We start from the raw sequence: 24,867 nt of genomic DNA on the forward strand, positions 1-24,867 counted from the left end.
CTTTATATACCCTGAATGTAACAATAAATAGTTTATTTTGCAGGTTAAATATCCTTACGAATGTCAATGCAGGTACCGGCCGGGAATTTATTACAAAAAATAAATTATCCATCTGATTTAAAGCTACTTAATGAAACAGAGCTTGAACAGGTATGCAAGGAACTACGCCAGTATATTATTGACGTAGTATCAGTTAATGGCGGGCATTTTGCCGCCAGCCTGGGTGTGGTTGAACTTACTGTAGCGCTACAATACGTTCTTAATACGCCATACGATCAGTTAGTTTGGGATGTTGGGCACCAGGCATACGGCCACAAAATACTTACCGGCCGCCGTGATGAGTTTCACACCAATCGCATTCATGGTGGCATCAGCGGCTTCCCAAAACGTTCGGAAAGCATATATGATACTTTTGGTGTAGGCCATTCATCAACTTCTATATCTGCCGCATTGGGCATGGCTGTTGCCTCTCATTATAAAGGCGAAACAGACAGGCAGCATGTAGCCGTAATTGGCGACGGCTCGATGACCGCAGGGATGGCCTTTGAAGCACTTAACCATGCCGGCATTGAAAACTCCAATCTGCTGGTGATTTTGAATGACAATAACATGGCCATCGATCCTAATGTTGGTGCATTGAAAGAATACCTGACCGACATAACCACGTCAAAGCCATACAACCGCTTCAGGGACGATATTGCCCACGTGTTGGCCAAGCTATCATCCATTGGCCCGGATGCCTTTAAAGTAGCCCAAAAACTCGAAAAAAGCATTAAAGGTACCCTGCTTAAACGCAGCAACTTTTTTGAAGCGCTTAAGTTCCGTTATTTTGGCCCTATTGACGGGCATGATGTTAATCATCTGATAAAAGTTTTAAAGGACCTGCGCGATATTCCGGGACCTAAATTACTGCACTGTATCACGGTGAAAGGTAAAGGCTATGCCCTTGCCGAAAAAGACCAGACCAAGTGGCATGCTCCGGGCTTGTTTGACAAGATCACCGGCGAAATCAAAAAAACTAAATACGACAAGCCTCAGCCTCCTAAATACCAGGATGTGTTTGGGCATAGTATCATTGAACTGGCCGAGCAAAACCCTAAGATCATGGGTATTACGCCGGCGATGCCATCAGGTTGTTCATTAAACCTGATGATGAAGGCCATGCCTAACCGTGCGTTTGACGTAGGTATTGCCGAGCAGCATGCGGTAACTTTCTCTGCCGGTTTAGCTACCCAGGGGCTCGTTCCGTTCTGCAACATTTACTCCAGCTTTATGCAGCGGGCTTATGACCAGGTGATCCATGACGTAGCCATACAAAAGCTCAATGTAGTATTTTGTCTTGACCGCGCCGGATTTGCAGGGGCTGATGGCGCTACCCACCATGGCGCTTATGACATGGCCTACATGCGCTGTATCCCCAATATGGTGGTATCTGCCCCCATGAACGAGGAAGAACTGCGCAACCTGATGTTTACTGCCCAGCAGGAAAACATGGGGCCATTCGTGATCAGGTATCCACGTGGTAATGGAGTTATGGTTGACTGGCAGCGTCCGTTCAAAGCCATCCCCGTAGGCAAAGGCCGTAAGGTTTGTGATGGCGATGATGTGGCTATCCTGTCTATTGGCGCTATCGGCAACGAGGTGATTAAAGCCACTGCCGAACTCAATGCCGAAGGTTATAACCCGGCCCATTATGATCTCCGCTTTGTAAAACCGCTTGATGAAGCTTTATTACATGACGTATTCAAAAACTTTAATAAAGTAATTACCGTTGAAGACGGCTGCGTTGAAGGCGGCATGGGTAGCGCGGTACTTGAATTTATGGCCGATAATGGCTATACCAATATCCAGGTTAAACGCCTGGGTATCCCTGACAAGTTTATTGAACATGGCGACCAGCCCGAACTATGGGCCGACTGTGGCTTTGATGCCAACGGTATAGCCAGGCAAGTACGTAACATGACTGAGAAACGCAATGTGAATACGATAGCGTCGTAATGCAAAATTGTTATTACGTACAAAACATAAAAAGCGACTGATGGTCGCTTTTTATGTTTTGTTAAAATTCTTTAATCATGCAGGGCTCAATTTAATGAACTTTATAGCTCGCCAAATCATTATATATAGCACGGAATGAACTGCGGATACCAAAGGTTAACATCGATGTTTTATCATTGAACTGGTTGTTCTTATCACGGCGTACCAGGCCGCCAAGCTCAAACCTTAGGTTATACTTGGGGTTAATCAAATAGGCTACTTTTCCCTCCAGGTAAACCATATTGGTGGTTAGGCCCTGCCCGGTGTAATTGCCATATACCCTTGCCGGGTCACGATAACCCTGAAAGGGGTCCTTACCATAGTTCAGGCCATTGATATCAAGCCCGTAATGCCCATAGTCAAGCTCCCCTGAAAAATCAAACCTTTTATATGAATAGTTAAGCAGTCCAACTACCTCGCGGAAATTGGCGCCCCAGGGATGTCCTATCGGCTCGCCATTTTCAGTGTAATTGATTACCGAAGAACGCTCTGAATAGGTATATGGTTTAACATTATTTGTCTCGAGCAAATAGTTTAAGCCTTTAACATTAAACAGGTCAGCCCCCCTTACACCCAATTGAAATCCGTATTTATTGCGCGAGCTACCTTTACTTGAAAAGAAGCTTGAAGACTCAAACTCGTCAAGCGAAAACTGGCCATAAGCCGTGATGCCATCAGTTAGCTTATATTTAGCTGTAAATCCTATCAAAGCATTATCGGGGGAGCCATTTGAAGCTTCAACAGGCCTTAAAAATATCACCGGGTTGATGTAAGTAAAATCAAACCCGCGTTTATGGCCTAAATCATCCTTAGCAGCCCATATCACCGCGTCAAAGAAACCGAGTGATAACCGGTTAGATACGTTCCAGTCTAAATAGTGAAATACACCAAATTTTTTCCTGTCCCCGTTATCTACTTTTACCGAAAGCGGGTCATTAAAATAAGTCCACATGGCCATATAACGCACATTGCCCAGCGTTGCCGTTAACTTGAAAAATGGGTAGGGCGATGCATAATCAGATAATAATAATGACCGGTAGCCATCGCCAACAAAGGTTTTATCGCGCCCCGCGCTGATGTTCAAAAATTTTATCGGTGTATACGAAACGTTAGCCGTGATATATGACCAGCGGTATTCATTGCCGTAAATACCGGCGTAGGCCTGCCCGGGGGCTATGCCAACCTGGTTAACGTAGGTTTGTAAATAATTAGGTAATACCGCGCGGTTTTCATATCCGGCCACATTATACGAAAAGTTTTTTCCGAAGGTACCGCCCAACTGGATCCCAAGGGTACCAAAATTGGTGTTCTTTTTGCCGGAGAAATCACGACTCAGATTGAAGTCGGGCAACAGATCGGCATAGAAGGTGGAGTTGCTGCTTTTAACATCAATCTGATGTTCATTAAAAAAACGCCCTTTAATATCGTTTAAGTTCATCAATGAGTCATAGTGAACTTTCAAAAGTGAGTCATCAACCATAAATGGTTTTAATGAACTGTGTACCCTTGTTTTGGTGGAATAAACATCCTCATTTAGTTTCTGATAAAACTGGTAGTTATAAGGTTGATATATTGACTGGGCCTTCGCAAACCCGCTTATCAAAAGCAGTAAAATAATGCTTGTAAATATTCTCTTCATATAATGGTTTATATGGTTTTATACTTGGTTATTCAAAATAATTAGGCGTGCTAAACCCACCTTTTTTCAGATATTCATCTTTTTTTACCAGTTGCAGATCTGCCAGTACCATATCCGTCACCAATGCCTGCAAATCATATTTTGGTTTCCAGCCGAGCTTGTTATAAGCTTTGGCAGCATCTCCAATTAACAGATCAACCTCTGTCGGCCTGAAATACCTGGGGTCAACTTTTACAACAGTTTGCCCAAACCTCAAAGCCTCCAGGTTCAATCCAAGCGCGATGGCCTTTTCCTCATCAATATCAATGATCACCCCACGCTCGTTCTCGTCCTTTCCGCTAAATTCAACTTCGATACCCAACTCCATGAAAGCCATCCTGATAAAATCACGAACGGTGGTTGTTACACCGGTTGCTATTACAAAGTCTTCGGCAGTTTCCTGCTGCAGCATCAGCCACATCGCCTCTATATAATCTTTGGCATGCCCCCAATCGCGCTGTGCCGAAAGGTTGCCTACATACAAACAGTTTTGCGAGCCAAGGGCTATTTTTGATGCTGCCCGGGTAATTTTCCGGGTAACGAAAGTTTCGCCTCTTACCGGGCTTTCATGGTTAAACAAAATCCCGTTGCAGGCATACATACCATAGGCTTCGCGATAATTAACTACAATCCAGTAGCCATATAGTTTTGCCACCGCGTAAGGTGAGCGTGGATAAAAGGGCGTGGTTTCACTTTGCGGCACAGCCTGTACCAAGCCATACAGCTCGGATGTGGAAGCCTGGTAGATACGTGTTTTTTTGGTGAGATCAAGAAGCCTTACTGCTTCAAGAATACGGAGTACACCAACACCATCAGCATTGGCGGTATATTCGGGGGTTTCAAAGCTCACTTTTACATGGCTTTGTGCTGCAAGGTTATAAATTTCATCGGGCTGAACTTCCTGGATTAGCCTGATCAGATTTGTTGAATCGGTGAGGTCGCCATAATGCAGACTGAATTTAACACCCGACTCATGCGGGTCATGGTATAAATGATCTATCCTGTCGGTATTTAATAAGGATGAGCGGCGTTTAACCCCATGTACCTCGTAGCCCTTCTTCAGCAAAAACTCTGCTAAATAAGCGCCATCCTGACCCGTTATGCCTGTTATTAAAGCCTTTTTCATTAATTATGACCGTAGATATATTAGGTAGTACAATAATATCCAATTTTATTGTAATTACTCCTATAACGCTCAATTATAGGTTTAGGCAAGGCGTTATACTACAGTTTAAAGAAAAAATATCCGGCCTAAAAAGTTTTACAAAAGATTAAATTCCGGCAACGGTATCTTCCAGTTCCCGGTACCAATCTGCTCCGTATTTACGGATGAGCGGATCTTTCAAAAATTCGTGAACGCGTACTTTCAACTCATCCCCAAATGAACATGCAGGGCTGCAGATACTCCAACGGTCATAGTTTAAAACATCAAACTCGGGATAAGATGTTATGCGGATAGGATATAAATGACACGATATGGGTTTTTTCCAATTAACGGCACCTTCTTCATACGCTTTTTCAATACCGCATTTAGTAATGCCGTTTTCCCATATTACATAGGCGCATTCTTTGTTGGTATCAACACAGGGCGTAGTATAATCCCCTTCAAAATCGGTAACGTAAACCCCTTCCTTTTCAATGGTTTTGATCCCTTTCGCGGTAAGGTAAGGCTTTACTTTAGGATAGATCTCTTTCAGAATATCGAGTTCATCGGCATTAAGCGGTGCGCCCGAGTCACCTTCAAGGCAGCAGGCACCCTTGCATTTATTTAAATTACATACAAAATTCTCTTTTACTACATCCTCGTGCAGTAATACATTGCCAACCTCAATCATTATCTTTTTTTAAATCAATCTTTTATAGGGTTCAAAGGATATTTAAGTCCTGCAGCCGATTTCAGGTCCATTGTTACGCTGCCTATCAGCACTTCAACGTGGGCCTTTACCGGGATCCTGTTCTTATCGTTGGTAACCCAAAGGTACAACTTGCTGTTTTTCCGGAAAATGCGCCCCGGAATAATTGCCGGGCTAAATTTAAGACAATTAAACTTACCAAGCGAACACTCAACCGTTTCAGTGCCAACATAGGTTATTTGCATACTGTGAAACCCGTCTTCCAGGAAATATTGCAGATCAAAGGTATCGCCCTGGTGCAGCTTTGAAACATCAATGGCCCGCGCAAAATAATAAGCCGATACAAAATCAAAGGATTCACCTTTATACCCGAATGTTCCTTTATTTGCCGTTACCTTCTTGTCTTTCTGATCGAACGTAACATTGTCGGTATGCCTGTACTTACCTTCGCGCCTGTTTTCTGTATAAAAATAGGGCATCAACGTTGTTTGATCTACATATGATTCATAACGGTTACGTACCTTGTAAAACAGGTCGAAAGAGCCGGCGGTTTTGCCTTCGGCCACGAGATGAAATGTAGGGCGGTCATTATATTTCTTATCGCTGGCTTCTACCTTTATGGTAGCTTCGGCAGCAGTAAAAAAACCGTATTTCATCTTGTAGTCCAGTTGTTCACCTGCTTTAAAGATCGACTCATTGATCTTTTTCAGTTCCTGGGCAAATCCGCCCTTGCAGCAGGCTATAAAAAGCAGTACAGTAAAAAAATATTTATTTATCAGCAGTTTCTTCATTGATTAATAGCCCTTTTTAGCCAGGCTTGTGATATGACAACTGCTATTATAAATGGTTTAAACTTGTTTTTATTGCGCACTGCCGCTTAAATACTTAATCCTTACGCTTATAGATAGGTACTGTTGAGCAAGGCTCACCAAACATGAGGCTTTTAACCACAGCGCTCAGCTTTTTAGTCAGCTCAACATAAGCAGATACCGGCACTTCGGTATCGCCGCAACCTTTCAGCACAATCCGCTGCCCGCGGTATTGTTCAAAATCGGCTTTGGCTATTTCCTTTTCAAAAAGTACAGTTTCCAATACCTCTTTATCTCCAAAAACAATTTCGCGGGCGTAAGGGGCCATCCGGTTGGCCAGCAGCATATATGCCCAGGCTGGTACAATAGCATCGGCGGTGCAGGTGATACCTACATTTTTGCCCTCATATTGCGCCCAGTCATGTTCCTTTATAAAGTCCCTGAAATCTTTCTCGCGAAGGATCAGGCCATAGAACAGGTTATCTTTAATATCATAAATGACGCGATCGCCGGCAGGATAAAAAGAGGCCGGGTCTAAGGTAACGAGGCCGCTCTGAGCTACCTTGTTTATTATGTTTTCCTGGATATCCATATCTTTTATATGAAAGCCAAAAGCTGAAGGCACAAAGCCTAAAGCCGCTTAGCTTGATTATCAATATTTATATAAGCTGAAAGCAGAACGCACAAAGTTTAAAGCTAATACTACTTAACTGCTTTATATAAAAGCCCAACAGACCGTATATAAACAAAAATCCGGGAACGGCTTAACGCTGATCCCGGATGTAAATTTACTTTAAATTTTGTTTAGAAGAATTTAGCCCTGTTATCTTTTACAATTGCATTATCTTTTAATGCATCCAGCACCTGGCCTTGTGAACGTTGTAAAAGCGCCTGGTTAATTTGTTCTTTTTGTTTAATAGCGTTGGTTAGTGCCGGCGGGTTAGTGAAACCATTAACCACATATACATAAACACCTTGTGCACCATCAACAGGTTTTGAAATTTTGTTGATTGCCGAACCAAAGATTGAACCGATAACTTTATACTCTGCCGATTGACCTGGGATAATAGGATTGGCAAATACAATGTTTTCAACCGGAACTACCTTGCTGCCTACTTTTTGGGCAACCTGGTCAATTGAAGTACCACCGCTAAGGGCTGCATCAAACTTCTCTTTCAATTGTTTAGCTTTAACCTCATTACGTACCATTGGCTCAATTTGCTTTTTAACAGCCTCAAGAGATAAGGTACCTTTAGGTTTAATTTCGGTAAGGCGGCTTACTATATACTGGTCGCCTACGGTAAATACTTTATCGGTAATATCGCCTTTTTCGGCTTTGTAAGCCCATCTAACCACGTCACGCGCATTATCCAGGCCAGGAAGACCAGAAGCTATCGCAGTAACATCTTCGGCTGTACGGGGTTTCAAACCTTCTTTTTTTGCTTCTGCCTCAAAATTATCAGGTGTTAATGAGGCTAAGAATGCCTGGGCTTTGCTGTAAGCTACAGTTTGGGTTTTGCTGCTTGCAGTTAACGGCTTATCAACAACACCAACTTTAACCAGTTTAACAGAACCTTTCTGATCTTCAACCTGAATAACGTGGTAGCCAAATTGTGATTTCACAACAAGGATATCGCCTTTATTTGCTTTATAAGCAGCATTGTAATATTCAGGAACTAAATTGCCCTGACCGCCCATTGAGCCATTGGCGTCAAATGAAGGAATTTCACCGCCTTTTACCGCGCTGCCTTTATCGGCGGAGAAAGCTGTTGCAAGTTCGGCAAATGATTTACCGCCCTGAATTAATTTTTTAACTGAATCGGCTTTAGCTTTAGCTTTTTCTTCACCACCTGCCGACGCAAGGTCGATCAGGATATGCCTGGTTTTAACCGAATCGAAAGTGGTTTTGGTATCAACCAGCTTAGCCACTTTATAGCTGCCATTTTCAAGGTAAGGGCCATAAACAAACCCTTTAGCTGCGCTAAACATGGTAGTATCCAGTTTAGGGTCAAGGCTGCCTTTACGCTGATAAGCCAAAGGCGCTTTGGTTTCGGCATTGATCTGCACAAAAAGCGAATCGTTAGGAGTAGTTTTGAATTCATTCGCTAATTTCTCGGCCTGTTGTTTAACTGCCGCTGAATCTTCTTTTGAAGGAGCCGCGTTAAAACTAACGTATTCAAAATTCCTTAACTCCTGCGGAGTTTTAAATGAAGCTTTGTGTGCATCATAATATGCGCTGTAATCAGCATCGGTTAAAGTAACTTTAGCGTCAGGGATTGAAGCATAATCAAGCGATACATATTTAAAGTTAGCCAGCTTATTTTTTGCTTCGTAATCATCTGTAGCCTCAAGCGAGTTTACATACAGGCCATTGGTAACCAAAGTCATGTATTTGGTAGCTTTTTTAGCTTCTATCAGGTCGATCACAAAATCGCTCCAGGCTTTTTTCTGAGCAGGGTCGGCTTTGCCTGATTGCAGGTAGGCTTTGAACTGATCATACCTGCTGCGATCAAACTGACCGGTTTGCTGATCGGCAAACTGACGGGCTATCTGCGGGTCGGGATTGTTATCGCCGATCATTACGTTCATTTCATCATCACCAACAGTAAGGCCAAGTTTTTCAATCTCTTTACCTATCAGCAACTGGCTTAAATACTGGTTCCAGGTAGTTTCCTGCAGATAACTTGCTATTTGCGGAGAGATACTTTGTCCCTGTTGTTTAAACTGTGCAGAGTTTTGCTCCAGCTTTTCGTTGAATTTGTCATAGGGCACTTTTTCGCCGTTTACAACGGCAAGCTCGTTACTATCGTCCCTGAAAAAGGAACCGCCCGATCTTACAACTTCGCTCACAATAAATGCAAGCAGCGCGAAACCAATAAAGAATGCGAGAATCTTCCCCATCCTTTCGCGCAAAAAACCCATTATACCCATATTACATTTATAATTATTCTATTCTTTTTAAGAGGGCGCAAGATACAATTTTTAACAAAATTCTATAACACAAAATTTTCGTTAAAAAAAGTCATTATTGTGTCGCTTTTTCATCAACATGAAACAGCCCGGTGCTGCTTTTAAAAGTAGGGTTTAAAAGCTTATCATCACTTTCAAAGGTATTGCCATTCATGACATTACCGCCGCTAAGTGTGGCCTGAACAGGTTTATTGGAGTAAACCCGCTTGGTTACCTGGTCCCAAAATAATTCGTTTGATTTAAAGGTTTCGCCTTTGGCGTTGGTTGCAACTACGTTGCCATGAAATTCGATCAATTTTTCCTGCTCACGCTGGATACCCGTGTCGGCAATGATATCACCGGCAAACTGGCCAGTTCCCCGATCATAGTAGTCGATCTTTACGCCTTTAGGCATAATTTTATAAGGCTTCTTGATCTGGTATTCGATCATCAGCGGGGCAGTAAGATGGATCTCCACTTTGGCCGAATCGCTCATGATCAGATCAAGCCCCGTAGTACGCTGCGCTACGGTATCAACTTCGTTTGCCGAAATTTCCCTAACTTTTTTCAGGTCATTTTCGCACGAAGACAGGAAAGCCGCCATTGGCAACAGTAACAGGCATAAAGCCGGTATGTTAACTGCAGGGCGGCTCATAATAGCGAATTAGTCGAATTTATACTTAGTAAACCACTTATCGTTAAGAGTAAAGCCAAGGTGAATATTAACGTAGTTTTCTTTAACCAAACCGTTAACCAACGAACCGCGCTGACCTATTTCTGCCGCGATATTAATTTTATAGTAACTGCCGTTATTTGAGCGCAAAGGCAAGCCAACACCTACAGTACCGGCATAACGTTTAATAGTAGTACCGTTAATGTGCATGTAAGTTTGATCGTATATAGCTCCTATGCGGTAATCAACAGTGGCAAGGTAGTTTCTGATGGTTGATATGTTTGGGGTATATGAACCACCGATATTGAAAGTTTTACTATCCTGTAAACCCTGGTTTACGCCGGCAATTGACAAGTCGGACCATTTGCCCATGGAGTAATCGGCACCAACCAAAAATTTACCATCACTTTGGAAAGAGATGCCGAATCTGTTGATCTGCGGTAATTTTAATTTTGATTTAGGCCCGGTTGTGCTAACCACGCTATCGGCAGCGATGTCCTGGTTTCCGTTTGCATCGTTAAAGTACTGGCTAACAATAAAGCTGCTTTGCGTGTGCAGTTTTGTACCTGCAGATGCCGAATAGCCAAATACAAGATGCTTGGTTTCAGAAAAATCAAATGAATACTGCAAGCCGTAATCATAGTTGATACCACCAATGGCATTGCTCGATTCAATTTTTGAGTTGATGGCACCTGCCAGGCCAGGGATTTCGGTAGTAGCGATATCTTTAATATTACCAAATATGTACGATACGTTTGCACCTAATAACAAATGCTTACCGATGCCAAAACCATATCCCAAATATGCTTTTGATAAACTACCATCGCCGCTATAACTGTAATTTGTTACGTTGGTATCGGCAGGTGAACCCGAGGTTCCTAATTTATTCACCGTTTTTTTAAAATTATAGCCGCGCTCACTGTATGGCAATAAACCAAAACTCAATGCCGAACGTTTTGAAGTAGGGATGGCGAAAGCGATGTGGTTAAGCCTGAAATTGCTGTTTTTTTGGCTTGCCGAACCGGTTTGCGACAGATTTAAAAAATTTGCATATAAGCCAACATCAATGGTTGTAAGATTAATAGCACCGTATGAAGCCGGATTTATCACGTTGATATTGTTAAAAAGGCTTATCCTGTTGGTGGCTACAGCTATACCGCCCATACCTATATTTTGTCCCATTAGCTGAGGATCAATATCACCGATACCGTAACGTGAATATGGAGAGCTTGAGGTTGCCGTTGATTGCGCGTGTGCTGAAAAAGCGGCAACAGCCAATAAAAGTGTTATAAAAAACCGGGTATATTTAATCATTATGCTTTTGTATAGCTGCGTTTAATCCTTTTAAAACCAAATATGGTTCAATTTTTATGTAGCGGGCAAAGATGCTATTTTTCAATAGAGTATCAAAAAAAATGCTGTCGCCCCCGCTTAGTATAATGTTCAGTTGTTCGCCCATGGTTCTATAGCTTTCAATAAAACCGGTAAGCTCATATTTTATTCCGTTTTGTACTCCCGAACGGATGGCCGTGGTTGTATTGTTTCCGTATGGCGTATCAAAACCGGCATCGGGTTCAATAAGCGGCAAACCTGCCGTATAATTGTTCAAAGCCTTATAACGCATATTTAAGCCCGGCGATATGCTGCCGCCAAAATAATTTCCCGCGGTGTCAACACCATCATAAGTAATGGCTGTACCCCCGGTTATTACCAGGCTATTTTGCCCCGGGAATATATGATATGCACCTATAACAGCTGCCAGCCTGTCGGGCCCAAGGGTTTCAGGGGTTAAATAATGGTTATTTATTCCGCTTGTCATTAACGTATTAAAATGTGTCAGCGGAATTTTTTGCCCCAGTCCGGCCTGCCATGCTTCTGTATTTTTTTTTACCGACGAGATGATTGCCTTAACAGGATGGTATTTGTTAAGCAAAGCATCCAGTACCGGCACATCAATGGTTTCATATTGGCTAACCTCAAGTATTTCATCCAGTTTAAAAACCGCGATTTTGATGAGTGTATTACCAATATCGATAACCAGGCTGGTCATCAGGCCCTAACTATTGATAATATTGATTCAAAAATAGCTAAACCATCTTCATTGGCTAATAAGCCGTCGGCAGCACGTTCCGGGTGCGGCATTAAGCCAAATACATTCCTGCTCAGGTTTGTAACACCTGCAATGTTTTCCAATGATCCGTTAGGATTTGCATCAGCAGTGATATTGCCGGCCTCATCGCAGTACCTGAACATTACCTGGTCGTTATCGTTAAGGGCTTTGATCACATCGGCATCTGCAAAATAGTTGCCTTCACCATGTGCTATCGGGATCCTTAAGGGTTGCTGCGGATCAAGCTGAGCGGTAAGTAATGATTGAGTTGTTTGCGGTTTTAAGTAAATGTTGCGGCAAATAAATTTGCGATTGGTGTTGTGCAATAGCGCGCCTGGCAACAAACCGGCCTCGGTCAATATCTGGAAGCCATTGCAAATACCCATTACATAGCCACCTTTGGCAGCAAACTGGATAACCTCCTGCATAATTGGCGAAAAACGGGAAATAGCGCCCGAACGCAGGTAATCGCCAAATGAAAAACCACCGGGTAAAACAACAAAGTCAACACCCTGCAGGTCATGATCTTTATGCCATAACCTTACCACTTGCTGACCCGTCACTTTCTCTAATACATATATGATATCCTCATCACAATTAGAACCGGGAAATATAACTACTCCAAACTTCATCAGAATTATTTTTTAAATTGAGGTTGAACCTAAATAGCTTATTATATAGTTTCAGGCTACAAAACTAACATAACCGCCGAAATAAGGACGAATGTAAAAGTTAAAATTTGTTAAACTGAAAGTAAATGATGCTGATAAACAACAACAAATACAGTATTTCATAAAACCAGCGCTTGGTTGCATACAAAAAATAATAGGCAAAAAACACCGTTACCGGCACTGCACAAAGCAAAAAATGGCTCAGCCGAAATTCCGAATTGAGATAAAATGAAAGTGATGTGATCAGAAAAATAAAAAACAAAAGCTGGAATGTTTTACGGATCTGCACGTAGCTTTTAAAGAAATTTTGCTGCAGCTTAAAAAAACATAGCACTAATATTACAATTACCGGCACCAGCAGCAGGTAGTTATAGGAGTTAATGCTGATATGATCGGGAAATTTTTTGCCTAAGGGCGACCAGATATGGCTAAACCGGGGCAGCATATCATTCATAAAATAAATAACCGCAAGGAAAAAGAACACGGTTACATACCCTAATATCGAAATAACCCATTCGCGCCAGTTAAACGGCCTGAATATCATAAGCGCTATCCATATAACCAGGAACAAATAAATAAACGGAAAATAAACAAGCGATCCCACCGCCACGATCAACCCCAAATCATAAGTTGTTGACTTAACATCCTCCCCCTTATACAGGTTGAATAATTTAAACAACATCCAGATGAGTAAGAAATTACATAAAAGCGGGGCACTTAAAGTTAAAAAGGGTGTAAACAAGCCCGAAAGCGTGATATACATCAGTGCCGGCAAAAAGGTTGGCTTGCCTAATAAATTATGATGATTAATTAACGAATTAAGCAATAAAGCCTGGATAAATACAAGCCCGCCGGCCAGTATCACATTAAGCAGCGGCGAAAACGCGTATTCATATTTTACGGGTACCAGCAGCCGTGCAAAGGGTTCTACAAAAATAAACTCAACTTTTTCGGGAACCTGCACCATGAAACCTATCCGGAGCACGAACAGCAAAATAGCCAGCCATATAATATTAAGGGGATTATAGTTCCTGAAAAGATTGATCATATGCGCGGCCGTGTTTGCGGTTGCAAAATTAGCAGAAAAACCGCTTAAGTTGCAATGCTTTACTACCTTGTATACTGCTTTACCAGTTTATCAACAATAGCGGCGGTTTCATCCGGAAAATCAACTACGATCTTTTTACTGTCGTTGATCCAGTGGTTTAAATGGCCGTTAAACTTATCATTTATTTCGCTCACCACCGGAACCCCCAACCTGGAGGCCGAAAGCGCGTTACACTGTTGTTCGTATTGCCCTTTCATGGGTATCATCATTACCTTTTTCTGTAAAAACAGGGCCTCGGCGGGGCCTTCAAAACCGCCACCGGTAAGCAAACCGGTACAGCTTGCCAGGCTTTTGTTAAAAGCTTCATTATTTACGGGGAAGATCTCCACGTTTCCCGATTTGTAGGCCTGCTTTTGCCGTTTTGAAAACACCTGCCATTTAACCTCTCTTTCGGCACTTAAATATTTCAGCAGTGTTTTGTCATCATAGGCCGGCAGGTAAACTGTATAATGGCCCAGGTTAGAGGTTTCCATCTGCCTGATCTCACTACGGATTACCGGCGTATTGATAAAAGTGTCATAACGCTCAAAATGGAAGCCTACATGATAGGTAGTAGGCGAATAGTTTTTTAAAAGCCATTGCGCAAAGGGGTCTTTTTTTTCGGGACGTGGTGTTTTGGGCGATACAAACGAACACTGGTGACTTAAGGATACCGACGGTACACCCCGTAATTTACAAGCCCAGGCACTTACAGGTTCAAAATCATTGATGATGAGGTCATATTGTTTCAGGGGAAGGCTCCGCAGATCGCGCTGAAACTGGCGCAGGTTCATGATTTTCCAGGTGGCCCAGTTATCCACGCCGCCATTGGTACCAAATACAAAGCTTACACCATGAAAGCGATATTTCAGGGGTTGTGATAATGATACTTCGGCTTCGGTGCCGCTTACCAGCAAATCAACCTCGCCGTATTGTTGCAGCAGGGGCACAATTTCCCTTGCCCGGCTTATATGCCCATTACCTGTTCCCTGTATACCAAACAGTATCTTCATTAAAATAAATTCTTTTCAAAAGGATGATGATTATACCGCGCAGGTACAGCGGACACGCTGATTTGTCTGCACCAATATTCAGGGGCTTAATTTAGTAAAGAAAAATGTTTTCGGTAAGTAATTTAATCGTGTTCGTGTTTAAAGCGCTCCAACAAGTTTTTAACATCGAGCATAGCGTTCAGATCTTCCGAATCGGTTTTATCATCTTCATCAGCATCTGTATTGAAATCATCCGGCTTGTATTTAAACACCTCCCATTTGCCGTTGTGATATTCAAGAGCGCTTAAACTTTCTACCCAATCGCCCGAGTTAAGGTAAAGCACCGAGCCTGTATTTTGAGTAGATGTAATTTCCCTGATTTCGGCATGGTGAATGTGACCGCAGATCACGTAGCCGTATTGTTTATCGACAGCCAGGTCGGCCGCGGTTTGCTCAAATTGGTTAATGAATTTTACCGCTTCTTTAAAACTGGCTTTCACCTTTTGCGAAAAGCTCATTTTTTGCCTGCCAATAGCGGTAAGGAACCAGTTTACAAAACTGTTGATCAAAATCAATGTGTCATAACCAACAGCCCCAAGTTTAGCCAGCCATTTGGAGTGCTGCATGGTAACGTCAAACACATCGCCGTGAAAGATCCATGCTTTTTTACCGTCGATATTCAGCACCAGCTTATCCAGCAGCTGAAAAGTGCCCATATTAAAATCGGTAAACTTGCGCAGCATTTCGTCATGGTTGCCGGTTAAATAATAAACCGGGATGCCATCGGTAACAAACTTCAGGATGCGGCGCACTACTTTCATGTGTGCCTCGGGCCAGTATGATTTACTAAATTGCCAAATATCAATAATATCGCCGTTAAGGATAAGGATTTTGGGCTTGATGCTTTTTAAATATTTAAGCAACTCTTTTGCGTGACAGCCGTAAGTACCAAGGTGCACATCAGATATTACTACAATATCAACTTCGCGTTTTGCCATTAAATTAAGGGGCTATTTTACAGGCCGGCAAGATATGCCGGAAAACAACATTGTTATTAATAAAGCAACGATTACTCGTCGTCCTCATCTTCGTTAACAGTCAATTCATATGGACTTGCATAAAAGCAGCCGACCAGGATCAGCAACCCTATAACTACCAAATAAGCATACTCAAAATTCATCACAAAGATTTTTACAAATGTCTGAAATTTAACATTATCCTACTGTTAAGACTACATTAAATATAAAAGGTTACTTTGCTGTACTAAATTTATTTTTGATCCTGTTAAGTTGTTTCAAGTGGTGCTGTAAATGAATGCGGATAAATTTAAACCATTGCCTGGCATTAAGCATTCCCATACGCGGGTGCTTGTATCTGTTAGCCGGCGATGATTCGGCAATGAGTGGCATAGTAGTTTCAATCCGTTTGCGGCATTTGATGATCAGGTTTTTGGCATCTTCCTTACTGATCTTATTGGCAGCCATTTTATCGCTTACCGCATTGGGGACTGTTGTTTTAACCGGCGGAAATTTACCTAACAACAGCAAGATCCGGCCTTCCCAATTAATGCCTTTTTTAGTTGGCTCGCAATTGCCGTGCGTACAACGTTCAAGCGCGATTGATGAACCCAGTGTAGCCTGCATAATATGACTGTAAACCTCGGCAAACGACCAGCCGCCATCCTCCGGAGTAACATCAAACAACACATCGGGGATAACATCCAGTTGTTTGCGGTATTCATCAAGGGCTGCATCAATAGCTTTACGTTCTTTGGCGATACTCATAAAAGTAAAGTTAACTCTTTTAAATGAGCAATCTGCACGGGCACATCCTGAGGTTTTTCCGCCTTAAAAGGATTAAAATAAATAGCGTCCATTCCAAAATTAAGCGCCCCGCGGATATCAGCTTCGATGCTGTCGCCGATCATCACACTTTCTTCTTTTAATGCCCCGGCCAGGTCAAGCGCGTGTTGAAATATGGCTTTGTCCGGCTTGTTAACGCCAACATCTTCGGAGATGATAATGTTCTGAAAATATTTGGCCAGGTCGGTCCCCGCGATTTTTATCCGCGTTGAATCTTTAAACCCGTTCGAGATCAGGTGCAGGGTATATTTTGATTGCAGGTATTGCAGTGTTTCGTGCGCATGCGGAAACAGGTTGGTTTTGGTGGGGCAAAGCTTTACGTAAGCATCCTCAAAATCAAGCGGCATCAGGTCGGGATGCAAACCAAGATCAGTAAAGGTTGATTTGAAACGGGCCTCCCGCAGTTCATCTTTGGTGATCTCGCCGATATGATACTGTGCCCAAAGGCGGTGATTGTTACGGGTATAAGTTTCGATGAACAACTCGGCAGATTGCAGGCCTATTTCATCGAGCTGGTGAATAACATATAACTCATGCAGGGCCTCTTCGGCATTTTTATCGAAATCCCAGATGGTATGGTCGAGATCAAAGAAGATGTGTTTGTATTGTTTCATGTCGGATTTCGGATGTTCGATTTCGATTTTTTTTCCCTGCTTAAAAATTCAAAATTAAGAATTTCAATATTACTAAATCCGAAATCCCAATTCCGAAATTCGAAATCAAAATAAATCCGAAATCGAACATTCGAAATCCGAAATCAACTACACTTTTTCCCCAAATGCCAGGTCGCCCGCATCACCCAAACCAGGTACAATATAAGCTTTGCTGGTCATTTCGTCGTCAACGGCGCAGAGCCAGAGTTTGGCTTTTGGGAGATTGGCTTTAACATGCGCCACGCCTTCGGTGCTTGCAATTACAGCGGCAATGTGCAGCTCCTTTATTTTATACTGAGCCATCAACTCCTTACAAACCGATACAATACTTTGCCCGGTAGCCAGCATGGTATCGCACAAAATAAAGATCTTATCATCAAGGTTAGGGGTTGAGATATGATCCACCTGGATCAAAAAGCTGCCGTTACGCTTCACCTTGCGATAAGCTGTGATAAATGCAGAGGGCGACCGGTCGAAAAACTGCATAAAACCCTGGTGAAAAGGCAGGCCGGCGCGCAATATAATACCCAGCACCGGTTCATCGGCCGGTATATTAACACTGGCTGTACCCAAGGGGGTTTGAACTTCTTTGGTTTCGTAATGTAATGATTTACTCAACTCATAAGCCAGTATGGCTCCTAACCTTTCCTGGTTCTGCCTGAAACGTGCCTTATCCTGCTGAATAACGGCATCCCGTAATTCGGCAAGGAACTGGTTGGCAATGGTATTGGTTTTATTGAGGATAAAAATCATGCTTAAATTTAAGCGTTTTTGAGCAATAGTATCACTATTTGTTTATTAAATGTCATACCGCACCATGGGAAGGATAATAAATTTTGAATATATGTAGTTAACTACGTAGATTTGTACATAAATATTAAAGTTATGGATACTACACCTGTTATCAGCTCACTCAACAATACTTATTGCCAGCAGATCATTGATATCATTTTACCAATTCAGCAAATTGAATTTAATGTGCCTATCACGCTTGAAGCCCAGCCCGACCTGCTTGATATTGAAACCAATTACCACCAAACCGGCGGAGATTTTTGGGGAGCGATATACAACGAACAACTTGTTGGCACCATTGCACTTATTGCTTTTGATAATAATTCGGCGGCCATACGCAAAATGTTTGTACTTAAAGAATACCGGGGAAAGGAGCTGGGCATCGCGCAGTTACTGCTCAATAATCTTATTGATTATTGCAAACAAAACAACATTGCCCACATTTATTTAGGCACTGTTGAGATGCTGAAAGCGGCCCATCGGTTTTATGAAAAAAATGGCTTTACCCGCCTTGCCAAACAGGATTTACCTGAATCATTCCCACTTATGGCTGCAGATACCATTTTTTATGAGTTACATTTGAACAATTAACAGCGGTATGATGAATGTTATTGACGAATCGGGAATTTTAGCAATTTCAACAAGGTTGCAGCGCCTGGCCGAGCAGCTGCGCAAGGAAGGCGTACTTATTTATAAAGCCAGCAATATTGATTTTGAACCCAAATGGTTCCCCGTTATTTACACTTTACATTTTAAGCCCCTTTTAAGCGTGGTGGAAATCGCTGCCGAAATTGGTTATACCCATCCTTCCACCATCAGTCTGTTAAAAGAATTGGAAAAAGAGAAATTGATCCGATCAAAAAAGGATAAGGCCGATGAAAGGAAGCGTCTTATCATGTTAACAACAAAAGGCCAGGAACTTATTGTGCGCATGAAACCTGTTTGGGAAATCATGAAAGCGGCCGCCGCGGAAATTGCCGACACCCAAAACAACCTGATGAAGGCTATTATTGAAGCCGAAGAGAAAATAAAGCAGCAGAGTTTTTTGGATAGGGCGTTACGTTTAAAGGCAGAAATGTAATTTATCACCCCAAATCCAACAATGTTGACATACGGTTGTCATTACCATGTACTTATTTTGATTTGCAAACCCTGTTTCTGGATTATTTGTATTTTTACATAACAACATGGATTTTCAATTAACATCTCAATATAAACCAACCGGCGACCAGCCTGAAGCTATAAGGCAGTTGGTTGAAGGTATCAACAACGGCGACCCATATCAAACCCTTTTGGGGGTTACCGGATCGGGCAAAACCTTTACGGTTGCCAATATTATAGCACAAACGCAAAAACCTACGCTGATCCTGAGCCACAACAAAACATTAGCGGCACAGCTTTATGGCGAGTTTAAGCAGTTTTTCCCCGAAAACGCGGTGAACTACTTTGTGTCTTACTATGACTATTATCAGCCGGAGGCTTTCATCCCTACCACCAACACCTACATTGAAAAGGATTTGCAAATAAACGAGGAGATAGAAAAGCTTCGTTTACGTACTACTTCGGCTTTAATGTCGGGCAGGCGCGATGTGATCGTGGTATCGTCTATATCCTGCATTTACGGTATGGGTAACCCCGATGATTTTGCCGACTCGGTTTTCAAATTTGCCGTAGGTACCCGTATCAGCAGGAATGCTTTTTTACATCGCCTGGTCGAAATTTTATACGCCCGCACCACTGCCGATTTTAAACGAGGAACATTCAGGGTTAAGGGTGATACCGTCGATATTTTTCCGGCTTACCTGGATTATGCCTACCGCATCTCCTTTTTTGGCGACGATATTGAAGAGTTAAGCGCCTTTGATATCGGCACCGGTAAAACCATCGAAAAAATGACACACATGGTGGTTTATCCGGCCAACCTGTATGTTGCCCCCCGAGAGCGTTTCCTGCAATCTATCTGGGCTATACAGGAAGAGCTGGAAACCCGCAAAAAACAGTTTATTGATGACGGCCGTTTCCTGGAAGCCAAACGGCTGGAAGAAAGGGTTAATTACGACCTGGAAATGATCCGCGAGTTGGGTTACTGTTCGGGCATCGAGAACTACTCCCGCTTTTTTGACGGGCGCAAGCCTGGTGCAAGGCCGTTCTGCTTGCTCGATTATTTCCCGGAAGATTACCTGATGGTGATTGACGAAAGTCACGTAACTGTTCCGCAGATCAGGGCGATGTATGGAGGTGACCGTTCGCGTAAAATCTCGCTGGTTGATTATGGCTTCCGCCTGCCGGCAGCTTTGGATAACCGTCCGCTTAATTTCCAGGAGTTTGAAAACCTTGCCCCGCAAACCGTTTATGTAAGCGCTACTCCCGGCGATTTTGAACTTGAAAAATCAGGTGGTGTGGTGGTAGAACAGGTAATCCGCCCTACCGGTTTGCTTGATCCCGTTATTGACGTTCGCCCGGTAATAAATCAGGTGGATGACTTGCTTGACGAAGTAGATAAAACAATTAAAAAGGGCGACCGCGTACTGGTAACCACCCTCACCAAACGCATGGCCGAGGAACTGGCCAAATACATGGACAGGCTGGGCATTAAATGCCGCTACATCCACTCAGAAGTAAAAACACTGCAGCGCGTGGAAATTTTACGTGGCCTGCGCCTTGGCGAATTTGACGTATTAATAGGGATCAACTTACTGCGTGAAGGATTGGATTTACCTGAAGTATCCTTAGTGGCTATTTTGGATGCTGATAAAGAAGGGTTCTTGCGATCAGAGCGTTCGTTGATCCAAACCATTGGCCGTGCTGCCCGTAATGACCGTGGCCGTGTGATCATGTATGCTGATACCATAACCGATTCGATGCAGATCACGATGGATGAAACCAACCGCCGCCGCGAAATTCAGATTGCATATAACACACAACATGGCATTACACCGCTAACGGTTGGCAAAACGCGCGAGGAAATTATGGAGCAAACATCAGTGGTCGACTTTAAGGGCGGTGTACAGCAGGCTTATGTAGAAACTGATACCCTAACCCTTGCCGCCGATCCGATAGTTCAGTATATGACCAAAGCCGACCTGAAAAAATCAATCGACAACACCAAAAAAGATATGCTTGCCGCCGCCAAAAACATGGATTTCCTGCTGGCTGCCAAACTACGCGACGAAATGTTTGCTTTGGAAAAAATGATGGAGGAGAAGTTTTAATTTGAAAATTTATTGATTTGAAGATTTGAAAACGACAGTCCCCACATTTTCAAACCTTCAAATTGCTTTATCTTCAAATTAAAACAGCGTCAGCTATCCTCAAATCATAATAAAACATTTTTACCGTTATATACCTTATATTTGTAAGCTCAAAATTAACAGTATGATTCTTATTCGTTTCCTGATCATATCTATCTGTATATTATACATTATCCGCAGCCTGGCGCGTTACCTGCTGCCGTTCCTTTTTGAAAGTGTTGTGAATAAAGCCCAACAGCAATATCAACAGCAACAACGTAACTACAATGAAGGCCCAAAACCTGATGGAAAAATCAGGATCGACCATATTCCGCAGCCTAAAAAAGGCAGCGTGCCCGACAGTGAAGGTGAATTTGTTGATTACGAAGAAGTAAAATAAACCTAACCAATAAATCATGGACACCAACCCTGTATTTAGAAGGCGCCAAAATCATAACAACACGCCCGAGTCAATTACGCTTATTATCACTAATGTGATAGTATTTATTGTTGCCACTCAAATTTTTGCCAATTGCACTAAAATCAGCACTTTTTACTGGGTGATCATGGGGGGGCTGGGCGTTTACAACTTTTTCAACATCCGCAAATACCGCGAAGATTACGGCAAGGCGCAGGTTATTGCTTACGTAATATCTATCATTGTGCTGATTGCCATGTTTTTCCTGCTGCGCAGCCGTGCGCAAACCTGTTAAGTTATTCCTTAACAAAACTTATAATTCCTATTCTCATTGTAATTTCTATTTTTGAGGAATATAATATCCATTTCAAAAAACTTAAATGAATAACTGGTTTAAGCGTAACGGCATTCATTTTGCCATAGCTGCAATTTTTTTAGTGATCTGCTTTATATTTTTAACCCCGGCTTTCCAGGGAAAAACATTAGGCGGCAATGACGTTACAAGGGCTCTATCAACCCAAAAAGAAATCAACGATTACAAAGCTAAAGACACTACGATACTCTGGACCAACCAGATCTATGGCGGCATGCCCACCTACCAGGTGTGGGCACCTTATAAAGCCAATTTAACTACATGGGTGGTTACTGCCATAAATTACACTTTCCCAACCCCTGTTGGTACAGTATTGTTATTCTTATTATGTACATACTTCCTGTTTATTGTGTTAAAGGTTAATCCATGGCTTGCAGCGGCAGGTGCAATAGCGTTTACCTTTTCATCATATAATATCATTTTGCTGGTTGCCGGGCATGCTAATCAGGCCTTCGCCATAGCATTTTTCGGGCCGATACTTGCGGGTATCATCCTTACGCTTCGCGGCAAGCATTTACTTGGTTTCGCGGTTACAGCCTTGTTTCTTGCGTTAGAGATCAGGGCCAACCACATACAAATGACGTATTATTTGATGCTGGCCTTATTGATCATGGTGGGTATTGAACTTTACCATGCTATCAAAAATAAAACCCTCAACAGCTTTCTAAAATCGCTGGGGTATATAGCGGCGGCTACTCTTCTTGCGGTTTCTGTAAATGCATCCATATTATGGAGTACTGCCGACTATGGCAATGAAACCATCCGTGGCAAATCAAATCTCACAAGGCAAGCTGCAGAGCCCAATAACGGTTTGGCACGCGATTACGCCTTTGAATGGAGCCAGGGTGTTGGTGAATGTATCACTTTCCTTATTCCTAACGCTTATGGCGGCGGCGAACAAGGCTCTACCGATCCGGACTCACACGTAATCAAAGCGCTTAATGCAAGTGGAGCCGACCCTAATCAGGTTACCGGCATTTCGGCCAATTATCTACCCTTATATTGGGGTAATAAACCATTCACCGCCGGCCCATTCTATTTTGGTGCAGTAATTTGTTTGCTGTTTGTATGGGGTTTAATGATTGTTAAAAACCGTATTAAATGGTGGTTGCTTGGTGCTGTGGTTTTAACTACGCTATTATCATTTGGCAGAAACTGGTCTTTTCTGTCTGATCTGTTCTTTAACTATTTCCCGCTTTACAATAAATTCCGGGCAGTTGACTCAATATTGGCAATTGTAGGTTTCTGCTTTCCAATCCTTGCTGTATTAGCAGTAAACGAAGCTATTATAAATGAAGATAAAGAAAGCCTGTTTAAAAAACTAAAAATTGCTTTTTACATTACTGGTGGCCTTGTCCTAATTGTGGCCGTGGTACCTTCATTGCTGTTATCTTTCAGTGTTAGCGAACAGCAAGCCGGCGTTATTGCACAAATTGGTCAGGCCCTTAAAACTGATAGTTCAGCCCTTACCCGCGCTTTAATTGCCGACAGGGAATCGATAGCACAAGCAGATGCTATCCGGTCACTTATATTCATTGCCATAGCATTTGGTATTGCATGGGCATTCCTTAAAAAGAAGATCAATCCAACTGTTGCATCGCTTGCTTTCCTGGCGCTGATCCTTGTTGACCTTTGGGGTATCGACAAACGCTATTTAAATCACGACAGCTTTGCGCCAAAACAAGACAATGAAACACCACAGCCACGCGAGGTTGACCAGTTTATCATGAAAGATAAAGATCCTGATTTTAGGGTATTTGACGCCACACAATCAATCAAAGGCGATGGTCTTACACCATTTTTCTACAAGTCATTGGGTGGTTACTCGGCAGCAAGGCTAAAACGCTGGGAAGAGCTTGTTGATAATCAACTAAGCAAAAGCATTAACCAGGATGTTTTGGATATGATGAACGTGAAGTACATTATTAACTCTGATCCAAAAACACAAAACGTAGGCATGCAGGTAAACCAAACAGCCTGTGGCCACGCATGGTTTGTTAAAAGTATTAAATATGCCGACAATGCAGACCAGGAGATGGTAGCCATCAGCAGCTTTACACCAAAAGATGAAGCTATTGTTGATAAACAATACAAAAGCATTATCGACGAAAAAACTTTGGGAGCAGGTGCCGGCGAAGGCAAAATTGAGCTTACCAGCTACTCGCCCGACCATATGGTTTACACAAGCGGTTCTACCGCCTCACAAATTGCGGTGTTCTCTGAAGTATACTATAACAAAGGCTGGAAAATGTATATCGACGGTGTTGAAAAACCTTATTTCCGTGCCGATTATCTATTACGTGCAGCTCAGATCCCAATCGGTAACCACAAAATTGAATTTATTTTCCACCCGGCATCATATTACACCGGCGAGAATATTTCATTAGCAGGTTCAATCCTACTGGTGCTTGCCTTAGGTGGTGCTGCTTATACGGAAAACAAAAAGAAAGCTCCGGCTGCAAAGCCAACTGATAAGAAAAAAGCATAAGCAGCTTAATATTTAAAAGAAAGCGGTGGGCAGTGTTCATCGCTTTTTTTGTGGAATTTATTCAATCTGTCTTGTCCTGAAATAGGTTTACACATCAGTAAACAAAAATGGAAAGATATTCAAAAGTGTATGGGGGTAAATGGCAGAGCCAGTACAGTGAGGAGTTTAAGCGAAAAATTTGCCAGGAATATT

Annotated in this window: 23 protein-coding genes; 7 read left to right on the forward strand and 16 right to left on the reverse strand. The window is 42.6% G+C overall.

Annotated features, from left to right (window positions below; all coding sequences use genetic code 11):
• Positions 1-66 precede the first annotated feature (66 nt).
• Positions 67-1,998, forward strand: a complete 1,932-nt coding sequence (gene dxs / locus IEX80_RS16680) for a 1-deoxy-D-xylulose-5-phosphate synthase (RefSeq protein WP_090534964.1) — start codon at positions 67-69, stop codon at positions 1,996-1,998.
• 91 nt (positions 1,999-2,089) lie between these two features.
• Here the strand turns inward: dxs and IEX80_RS16685 are convergent, their stop codons facing one another.
• The 16 genes from IEX80_RS16685 to upp form a co-directional block, all read right to left on the reverse strand.
• Entirely contained in the window at positions 2,090-3,676 is a 1,587-nt protein-coding gene (locus IEX80_RS16685) for a gliding motility protein RemB (RefSeq protein ID WP_090534962.1), read from the reverse strand.
• A 28-nt stretch (positions 3,677-3,704) separates the two neighbouring features.
• Complete coding sequence (gmd, locus tag IEX80_RS16690) at positions 3,705-4,841, reverse strand: GDP-mannose 4,6-dehydratase (RefSeq protein ID WP_188833511.1); 1,137 nt, start codon at positions 4,839-4,841, stop codon at positions 3,705-3,707.
• 145 nt (positions 4,842-4,986) lie between these two features.
• On the reverse strand, positions 4,987-5,550 hold the full coding sequence (locus IEX80_RS16695; protein ID WP_090534958.1) for a DUF3109 family protein: 564 nt from the start codon (positions 5,548-5,550) through the stop codon (positions 4,987-4,989).
• A gap of 14 nt (positions 5,551-5,564) precedes the next feature.
• Positions 5,565-6,359, reverse strand: coding sequence for a DUF3108 domain-containing protein (locus IEX80_RS16700; RefSeq protein ID WP_090534956.1), 795 nt, complete (start codon positions 6,357-6,359; stop codon positions 5,565-5,567).
• A gap of 94 nt (positions 6,360-6,453) precedes the next feature.
• On the reverse strand, positions 6,454-6,969 hold the full coding sequence (locus tag IEX80_RS16705) for a DUF2480 family protein (protein ID WP_188833512.1): 516 nt from the start codon (positions 6,967-6,969) through the stop codon (positions 6,454-6,456).
• A gap of 212 nt (positions 6,970-7,181) precedes the next feature.
• Positions 7,182-9,308, reverse strand: a complete 2,127-nt coding sequence (locus tag IEX80_RS16710; RefSeq protein WP_188833513.1) for a peptidylprolyl isomerase — start codon at positions 9,306-9,308, stop codon at positions 7,182-7,184.
• A gap of 94 nt (positions 9,309-9,402) precedes the next feature.
• The gene (gene lptC, locus IEX80_RS16715; protein ID WP_090534953.1) at positions 9,403-9,981 is read right to left on the reverse strand and encodes an LPS export ABC transporter periplasmic protein LptC; all 579 of its coding nucleotides are present in this window, start codon (positions 9,979-9,981) and stop codon (positions 9,403-9,405) included.
• A 9-nt stretch (positions 9,982-9,990) separates the two neighbouring features.
• On the reverse strand, positions 9,991-11,313 hold the full coding sequence (gene bamG / locus IEX80_RS16720; RefSeq protein ID WP_090534951.1) for a BamG family beta-barrel-assembly machinery protein: 1,323 nt from the start codon (positions 11,311-11,313) through the stop codon (positions 9,991-9,993).
• Positions 11,306-12,049 (reverse strand): type III pantothenate kinase, encoded by a 744-nt coding sequence (locus tag IEX80_RS16725; RefSeq protein ID WP_188833514.1) that lies wholly within the window; start codon positions 12,047-12,049, stop codon positions 11,306-11,308. The genes bamG and IEX80_RS16725 overlap by 8 nt, the downstream gene beginning before the upstream one ends.
• Complete coding sequence (purQ, locus tag IEX80_RS16730) at positions 12,049-12,741, reverse strand: phosphoribosylformylglycinamidine synthase subunit PurQ (RefSeq protein ID WP_188833515.1); 693 nt, start codon at positions 12,739-12,741, stop codon at positions 12,049-12,051. Before purQ ends, IEX80_RS16725 begins: the two co-directional genes overlap by 1 nt.
• Positions 12,742-12,841: 100 nt before the next feature.
• On the reverse strand, positions 12,842-13,828 hold the full coding sequence (locus tag IEX80_RS16735; protein ID WP_112651502.1) for a DUF6427 family protein: 987 nt from the start codon (positions 13,826-13,828) through the stop codon (positions 12,842-12,844).
• Between the two features lie 62 nt (positions 13,829-13,890).
• A complete protein-coding gene (locus tag IEX80_RS16740; protein ID WP_090534945.1) occupies positions 13,891-14,880 on the reverse strand; it encodes a glycosyltransferase family protein in 990 nt (329 codons plus the stop codon).
• 122 nt (positions 14,881-15,002) lie between these two features.
• On the reverse strand, positions 15,003-15,857 hold the full coding sequence (locus IEX80_RS16745; protein WP_090534944.1) for a UDP-2,3-diacylglucosamine diphosphatase: 855 nt from the start codon (positions 15,855-15,857) through the stop codon (positions 15,003-15,005).
• Between the two features lie 252 nt (positions 15,858-16,109).
• On the reverse strand, positions 16,110-16,643 hold the full coding sequence (locus IEX80_RS16750; RefSeq protein WP_188833516.1) for a DinB family protein: 534 nt from the start codon (positions 16,641-16,643) through the stop codon (positions 16,110-16,112).
• A complete protein-coding gene (locus IEX80_RS16755) occupies positions 16,640-17,335 on the reverse strand; it encodes a YjjG family noncanonical pyrimidine nucleotidase (protein WP_188833517.1) in 696 nt (231 codons plus the stop codon). Before IEX80_RS16755 ends, IEX80_RS16750 begins: the two co-directional genes overlap by 4 nt.
• A gap of 147 nt (positions 17,336-17,482) precedes the next feature.
• A complete protein-coding gene (gene upp, locus IEX80_RS16760) occupies positions 17,483-18,127 on the reverse strand; it encodes a uracil phosphoribosyltransferase (protein WP_188833518.1) in 645 nt (214 codons plus the stop codon).
• 132 nt (positions 18,128-18,259) lie between these two features.
• On the opposite strand from upp, the gene IEX80_RS16765 reads away from it, so the two are divergent.
• The 6 genes from IEX80_RS16765 (at position 18,260) to IEX80_RS16790 (ending at position 24,675) form a co-directional block, all read left to right on the forward strand.
• Positions 18,260-18,757, forward strand: a complete 498-nt coding sequence (locus IEX80_RS16765) for a GNAT family N-acetyltransferase (protein ID WP_188833519.1) — start codon at positions 18,260-18,262, stop codon at positions 18,755-18,757.
• Between the two features lie 7 nt (positions 18,758-18,764).
• Positions 18,765-19,247 (forward strand): MarR family transcriptional regulator, encoded by a 483-nt coding sequence (locus IEX80_RS16770; RefSeq protein ID WP_229701660.1) that lies wholly within the window; start codon positions 18,765-18,767, stop codon positions 19,245-19,247.
• A 106-nt stretch (positions 19,248-19,353) separates the two neighbouring features.
• Positions 19,354-21,378, forward strand: coding sequence for an excinuclease ABC subunit UvrB (gene uvrB, locus IEX80_RS16775; protein WP_091174530.1), 2,025 nt, complete (start codon positions 19,354-19,356; stop codon positions 21,376-21,378).
• Positions 21,379-21,541: 163 nt separating this feature from the next.
• The gene (locus IEX80_RS16780) at positions 21,542-21,796 is read left to right on the forward strand and encodes a DUF4834 family protein (RefSeq protein WP_091174527.1); all 255 of its coding nucleotides are present in this window, start codon (positions 21,542-21,544) and stop codon (positions 21,794-21,796) included.
• 16 nt (positions 21,797-21,812) lie between these two features.
• Positions 21,813-22,109 (forward strand): hypothetical protein, encoded by a 297-nt coding sequence (locus IEX80_RS16785; RefSeq protein ID WP_090534932.1) that lies wholly within the window; start codon positions 21,813-21,815, stop codon positions 22,107-22,109.
• A gap of 85 nt (positions 22,110-22,194) precedes the next feature.
• On the forward strand, positions 22,195-24,675 hold the full coding sequence (locus tag IEX80_RS16790) for a glycosyltransferase family protein (RefSeq protein ID WP_188833520.1): 2,481 nt from the start codon (positions 22,195-22,197) through the stop codon (positions 24,673-24,675).
• The last annotated feature ends 192 nt before the right edge of the window (positions 24,676-24,867 follow it).

It is taken from the genome of Mucilaginibacter rubeus, from assembly GCF_014643835.1.
In the GTDB taxonomy this organism is placed as follows: Bacteria; Bacteroidota; Bacteroidia; order Sphingobacteriales; family Sphingobacteriaceae; genus Mucilaginibacter; species Mucilaginibacter rubeus.

What these genes read in the sequence shown, in the direction of transcription:
- dxs (WP_090534964.1), top strand. Translation starts at nt 67, where the DNA reads ATGCAGGTACCGGCCGGGAATTTATTACAAAAAATAAATTATCCATCT.
- IEX80_RS16685 (WP_090534962.1), bottom strand. Translation starts at nt 3,676, where the DNA reads ATGAAGAGAATATTTACAAGCATTATTTTACTGCTTTTGATAAGCGGG.
- gmd (WP_188833511.1), bottom strand. Translation starts at nt 4,841, where the DNA reads ATGAAAAAGGCTTTAATAACAGGCATAACGGGTCAGGATGGCGCTTAT.
- IEX80_RS16695 (WP_090534958.1), bottom strand. Translation starts at nt 5,550, where the DNA reads ATGATTGAGGTTGGCAATGTATTACTGCACGAGGATGTAGTAAAAGAG.
- IEX80_RS16700 (WP_090534956.1), bottom strand. Translation starts at nt 6,359, where the DNA reads ATGAAGAAACTGCTGATAAATAAATATTTTTTTACTGTACTGCTTTTT.
- IEX80_RS16705 (WP_188833512.1), bottom strand. Translation starts at nt 6,969, where the DNA reads ATGGATATCCAGGAAAACATAATAAACAAGGTAGCTCAGAGCGGCCTC.
- IEX80_RS16710 (WP_188833513.1), bottom strand. Translation starts at nt 9,308, where the DNA reads ATGGGTATAATGGGTTTTTTGCGCGAAAGGATGGGGAAGATTCTCGCA.
- lptC (WP_090534953.1), bottom strand. Translation starts at nt 9,981, where the DNA reads ATGAGCCGCCCTGCAGTTAACATACCGGCTTTATGCCTGTTACTGTTG.
- bamG (WP_090534951.1), bottom strand. Translation starts at nt 11,313, where the DNA reads ATGATTAAATATACCCGGTTTTTTATAACACTTTTATTGGCTGTTGCC.
- IEX80_RS16725 (WP_188833514.1), bottom strand. Translation starts at nt 12,049, where the DNA reads ATGACCAGCCTGGTTATCGATATTGGTAATACACTCATCAAAATCGCG.
- purQ (WP_188833515.1), bottom strand. Translation starts at nt 12,741, where the DNA reads ATGAAGTTTGGAGTAGTTATATTTCCCGGTTCTAATTGTGATGAGGAT.
- IEX80_RS16735 (WP_112651502.1), bottom strand. Translation starts at nt 13,828, where the DNA reads ATGATCAATCTTTTCAGGAACTATAATCCCCTTAATATTATATGGCTG.
- IEX80_RS16740 (WP_090534945.1), bottom strand. Translation starts at nt 14,880, where the DNA reads ATGAAGATACTGTTTGGTATACAGGGAACAGGTAATGGGCATATAAGC.
- IEX80_RS16745 (WP_090534944.1), bottom strand. Translation starts at nt 15,857, where the DNA reads ATGGCAAAACGCGAAGTTGATATTGTAGTAATATCTGATGTGCACCTT.
- IEX80_RS16750 (WP_188833516.1), bottom strand. Translation starts at nt 16,643, where the DNA reads ATGAGTATCGCCAAAGAACGTAAAGCTATTGATGCAGCCCTTGATGAA.
- IEX80_RS16755 (WP_188833517.1), bottom strand. Translation starts at nt 17,335, where the DNA reads ATGAAACAATACAAACACATCTTCTTTGATCTCGACCATACCATCTGG.
- upp (WP_188833518.1), bottom strand. Translation starts at nt 18,127, where the DNA reads ATGATTTTTATCCTCAATAAAACCAATACCATTGCCAACCAGTTCCTT.
- IEX80_RS16765 (WP_188833519.1), top strand. Translation starts at nt 18,260, where the DNA reads ATGGATACTACACCTGTTATCAGCTCACTCAACAATACTTATTGCCAG.
- IEX80_RS16770 (WP_229701660.1), top strand. Translation starts at nt 18,765, where the DNA reads ATGATGAATGTTATTGACGAATCGGGAATTTTAGCAATTTCAACAAGG.
- uvrB (WP_091174530.1), top strand. Translation starts at nt 19,354, where the DNA reads ATGGATTTTCAATTAACATCTCAATATAAACCAACCGGCGACCAGCCT.
- IEX80_RS16780 (WP_091174527.1), top strand. Translation starts at nt 21,542, where the DNA reads ATGATTCTTATTCGTTTCCTGATCATATCTATCTGTATATTATACATT.
- IEX80_RS16785 (WP_090534932.1), top strand. Translation starts at nt 21,813, where the DNA reads ATGGACACCAACCCTGTATTTAGAAGGCGCCAAAATCATAACAACACG.
- IEX80_RS16790 (WP_188833520.1), top strand. Translation starts at nt 22,195, where the DNA reads ATGAATAACTGGTTTAAGCGTAACGGCATTCATTTTGCCATAGCTGCA.